The sequence below is a fragment of the Rhodovulum sp. genome, assembly GCF_011048875.1.
Lineage (GTDB): Bacteria > Pseudomonadota > Alphaproteobacteria > Rhodobacterales > Rhodobacteraceae > Rhodovulum > Rhodovulum tesquicola.
Map to the genome: position 1 here is coordinate 1 of NZ_DSDD01000486.1, position 3,949 is coordinate 3,949.

The window sequence follows — 3,949 nt, forward strand, 5'->3', positions numbered from 1 at the left end:
ACCGGGTGCCCTATTCCGAACAGGAGGATCTGAAGATCACCTGGAGCGCCGATCCGCCGCCCGCCGGGACCGATCTGGACGACCGGCGCGGCGTGCTGGAATGGCGCTTCGATCTGGCCCCCGACGCGGTGCGGGAGGTCGGGGTGACCCAGCGGATGACCTGGCCCGAGGGCAAGGTTCTGCAATAGGAATCCCGTATCGGATTTCCATCGGACTTTCATCGGACTTTTGTCGGAGCCGCGCCGCGCGCGGACCCGGTCCGGGTTGGCGCGCGGGTCAAAACCGTTCGGCGCGCAGCACCTGGCAATCGGTGACCGAGACGACGCCGATATGGCGCTCGACCACGGCGAAGGCGGCGTCGAGCAGCGCGTCCTGCCGTTCGGGCCGGATCAGGCAGACGACGGCGACCATGCCGCCCGCGCGCCCCACCTGTCCCTCTCGGCTCCACTCGCCCGACCGGCCGATGCCGCCGAGAACCGGCAGCACGGTATAGCCGGTGACGCCCGCCTCGCGCAGCGCGGCGGTCAGGCGGCGTTCCATCGGCGCCTCGATGATGATCTCTACCCGTTTCGCGGCATGGGTCTGCATGGGCCTAACCTCCGGTCGCAAGCCGGGCCGCGGCAAGGTAGGGCGGGATGCCCGGCGTCAGGTTGAAGGGGAAGGTGATCCCGAACGACAGCGTCACGTAGATCGAGGGCTTCGCCTCTGGCAGCGCCACCCGCATCGCCGCAGCGACCGCGATATAGGAGGCCGAGGCCGCCAGCGTCATCATCAGCACCACGCCGCCCGGGCTGAGCCCCAGCGCGAACCCCGCGGCCAGCCCGAAGGCGGCGCCGATGGGCGGCATGACACCCCGAAGGCCAGCAGCCCCGGCGTGATCACGCCCCCGCTGTTGCGCAGGTTGCGGCCCGCGACCAGCCCCATGTCCAGCAGGAACAGGCAGAGCACGCCCTTGAAGGGCGCGACGATGAAGCTTTCGATTTCGGCCAGCCCCTGGGGGCCGGTGATCCAGCCGATGGCGAAGGCGCCGATCAGCAGCACGATCGAGCCGTTGAGCAGGATCTCGCGCCAGAGGCCGGATTCCACGTCGGTCTGGCCGCCCTTGCGCATCACCAGCCACAGCGCGGCGAGGATCGCGGGCGCCTCCATGATCGCGGCGACGGCGACCATGAAGCCCTCGGACGCGATGCCCTGGCCGGTCAGCACCGATGTCGCGGCCACGAAGGTCACGATCGAGATCGAGCCGTAATGCCCTGCGACCGCGCCCGCATCCACCGTGCCCAGCCGGGTCATCGTCCGCAGCAGCGCAAAGGCCACGAAGGGGATGCCCGCCGACAGAACCAGCCCGGCGATCAGCGCCAGAAGAAGCGTGCCGTCCAGCCCGTGCGCGGTAACGCCCGCGCCGCCCTTGAAGCCGATGGCGAACAGAAGGTACATCGACAGCGCCTTGGCGGCGGCCTCGGGCACGGAGGATCGGATCGCGCTAGCGCCGCGGCGAGCCCGAGCGCGAAACTGAGGATGATCGGCGACAGCGGGTTGCCCGCCGCGAGTTCGACGACGCCGGTCAGGTGCGGCCCCCGTTCATGCTTTTGGACCCCGATGGATCACGCGCCAAGGACCGGATCAGATCGCCACGAACCGCCCGGTTTCAGGATCGTAGCATTCCACCACGCCCTCGGCGATATCCTTCCAAAGCCCATGCAGGGCCAGTTCCTCGGCCTCGACCGCGGCGCGCACATAGGGAAAGGTCATCAGGTTCTCAAGCGAGACCAGAACCGCGTCCTTTTCCATCGCCTCCAGCCGGTCGGCCTCGGTCGCGGCCCCGGCGGTCCGGTCGTAGCTGGAGCGCAGGATGTCCATCCAGCGGCCGATGAAGCTGGTCTTTTCCTCAAGTTCCGGCGCGAGGCCCGCGCACATGTCATGGCAGCCCTTGATGCCGCCGCAGCGGGAATGGCCCACCACCATCAGGTTCGCCACCTTGAGCACGGTGACCGCGTATTCGACGGCCGCCGAGGTGCCGTGATTGCTGCCATCGGGTGCATAGGGCGGCACCAGCGCCGCGATGTTGCGATGGATGAAGAACTCGCCCCCGTCCGCGCGGAACATCGCGCTGATATGCACGCGCGAGTCGCAGCAGGAGATGACCATCGTGCGCGGGCGCTGTCCTTCCTCGGCGAGGCGGCGAAACCAGGCCTTGTTCTCGGCATGGGCGGTGGCCCTCCAGCCATGGTAACGCTGGACGAGGTATTGCGGCAGAGGGCGGGCGTCTTTCATCACGTTCTCCGTTTTCTCTGCGGCTGCTTAAAGTGCATTTGCCGGTAATTCGAGTGATTTCGGTGCCGCGGTGCAACGCTTTCTTGATGCTGAGGGAGCAGTGTCCCCCGCAGGTGTGGTGCGATAAATCGGAGGGGTTCCGTGTCCCGAGTTGTGGTCTTGCGTCAGGACGAAGCGTTGAGTGTGGATTCGGATCGGCTGGCGGACATGTTCGTCGATCTGGGCGAGGCGAGGGCCGCGCATCTGGTCTCGGTGTCGGTCGAGCGGCTGGAGGATCTGATGGCCAGCCTCGATCTGGCGGCGGCGCAGGTGCGTCCGGGCGATTGCGTCGATCTGGTGGGCCAGATCCGCGCGCTGGGCGATTCGCTGGGGCTGATCGGCCTGTCGACCGCCGCGCGGGGCGTGTCGCGTGCGGTGCAGACCGGGGATGCGGTGGCGGTGGCCGCCACCATGGCGCGGCTGCGGCGGATCGCGCAGCGGTCGTTCCGGATCGCGGAGGAGTTGCAGCACCGCTCGGGCTGAACTCGCTTGCGGGCGCGGGCGAAACGGCTAGGCTCGGGAGCCATCCCGATCCAGGACCGAAGGACGCCCCGCCCATGCCGCCTCGTTTCGCCGCGCCCGACGCGCCCTCGCTGCCGCTTCATGTCGTCGAGGAGGCAGTCCTTGCCGAATGGCGCGCCGCCCGTCCCCCGGCCGAGGCCGAATGGCTGAATGCCACGGGCTTTGCCGCGGGTCTGGGCGAGGTCGTGCTGTTGCCCGGACCCGATGGCCGGGTCGCGGGGGCGGTTGCGGGCTACGGAACGGCGGGCGAACGCGCGCGCGGGCGGTTTCACCTTGCGGGCGCGGCGGCGCGCCTGCCCGAAGGGGTGTGGCATCTGCAGACCGCGCTTGCGGGCGCAGAACTCGCCGCCGAGGCGCTGGGCCTGCTGCTGGCCGCCTACCGCTTTGACCGCTACCGCGCGCAGCCGCCGCTGAAGGCGCAGGTCAAGGCGCCGCCCGGCATCGACGTGCCCCGGGTCGAGGCGCTGGCCGCGGCCGAATGGCTGACCCGCGATCTGATCAACACGCCCGCCTGCGACATGGGCCCCGAGGCGCTGGAGGAGGCGCTGGTCGCGCTGGCCGCCCGGCAGGGCGCAAGCGTCACCGCGATCCGGGGCGACGATCTGGTCGCGAAGAACTTCCCGCTGATCCATGCCGTCGGCCGCGCCGGGCCGCAGGCGCCGCGACTGCTGGATCTGCGCTGGGGCGATGCGGGCCCGCGTCTGACGCTGGTCGGCAAGGGGGTCTGTTTCGACACCGGCGGGCTGAACCTGAAACCGGGCGAGTCGATGGGCCTGATGAAGAAGGACATGGGCGGGGCCGCGACCGCAATGGGGCTGGCGCAGGCGATCATGGCGCTGGGCCTGCCCCTGCGGCTGCGGCTGCTGGTCCCGGCGGTGGAAAACAGCGTCTCGGCCAACGCCTTCCGCCCGCAGGATATCCTGACCGCGCGCAACGGGCTGAGCGTCGAGATCAACAATACCGATGCCGAGGGACGGCTGGTGCTGGCCGACTCGCTGGCGCTGGCCTGCGAGGAAGAGACCGACCTGCTGATCTCGATGGCCACGCTGACCGGGGCGGCGCGCGTTGCCGTCGGCCCCGATATCGCGCCCTTCTATACCGGGGACGAGGCGCT

The 3,949-nt window shown here is 69.5% G+C and carries 5 protein-coding genes and 1 pseudogene; 3 read left to right on the forward strand and 3 right to left on the reverse strand.

What is annotated here, in order from left to right; genetic code table 11:
• The coding region (locus ENN83_RS16365) for a DUF4139 domain-containing protein (RefSeq protein WP_349760148.1) at positions 1-188 on the forward strand (188 nt) is incomplete at its 5' end.
• Between the two features lie 88 nt (positions 189-276).
• Here ENN83_RS16365 and ENN83_RS16370 read toward each other — a convergent pair.
• From ENN83_RS16370 to ENN83_RS16380, 3 genes and pseudogenes are all read right to left on the reverse strand, one after another.
• Positions 277-588 carry a P-II family nitrogen regulator gene (locus tag ENN83_RS16370; RefSeq protein WP_287188846.1) on the reverse strand — a complete coding sequence of 104 codons (312 nt, stop codon included), beginning with the start codon at positions 586-588 and terminating at the stop codon, positions 277-279.
• 4 nt (positions 589-592) lie between these two features.
• Positions 593-1,568, reverse strand: a pseudogene (locus ENN83_RS16375) (sodium-dependent bicarbonate transport family permease).
• A gap of 55 nt (positions 1,569-1,623) precedes the next feature.
• Positions 1,624-2,274 (reverse strand): carbonic anhydrase, encoded by a 651-nt coding sequence (locus ENN83_RS16380; RefSeq protein WP_287188848.1) that lies wholly within the window; start codon positions 2,272-2,274, stop codon positions 1,624-1,626.
• 177 nt (positions 2,275-2,451) lie between these two features.
• Here ENN83_RS16380 and ENN83_RS16385 point away from each other — a divergent pair, with 177 nt between their 5' ends.
• Together ENN83_RS16385 and ENN83_RS16390 are read left to right on the forward strand one after the other, a co-directional pair.
• Positions 2,452-2,796, forward strand: coding sequence for a hypothetical protein (locus ENN83_RS16385; protein ID WP_287188849.1), 345 nt, complete (start codon positions 2,452-2,454; stop codon positions 2,794-2,796).
• A gap of 74 nt (positions 2,797-2,870) precedes the next feature.
• On the forward strand, positions 2,871-3,949 hold a 1,079-nt coding region (locus ENN83_RS16390), incomplete at its 3' end, for a leucyl aminopeptidase family protein (protein ID WP_287188851.1).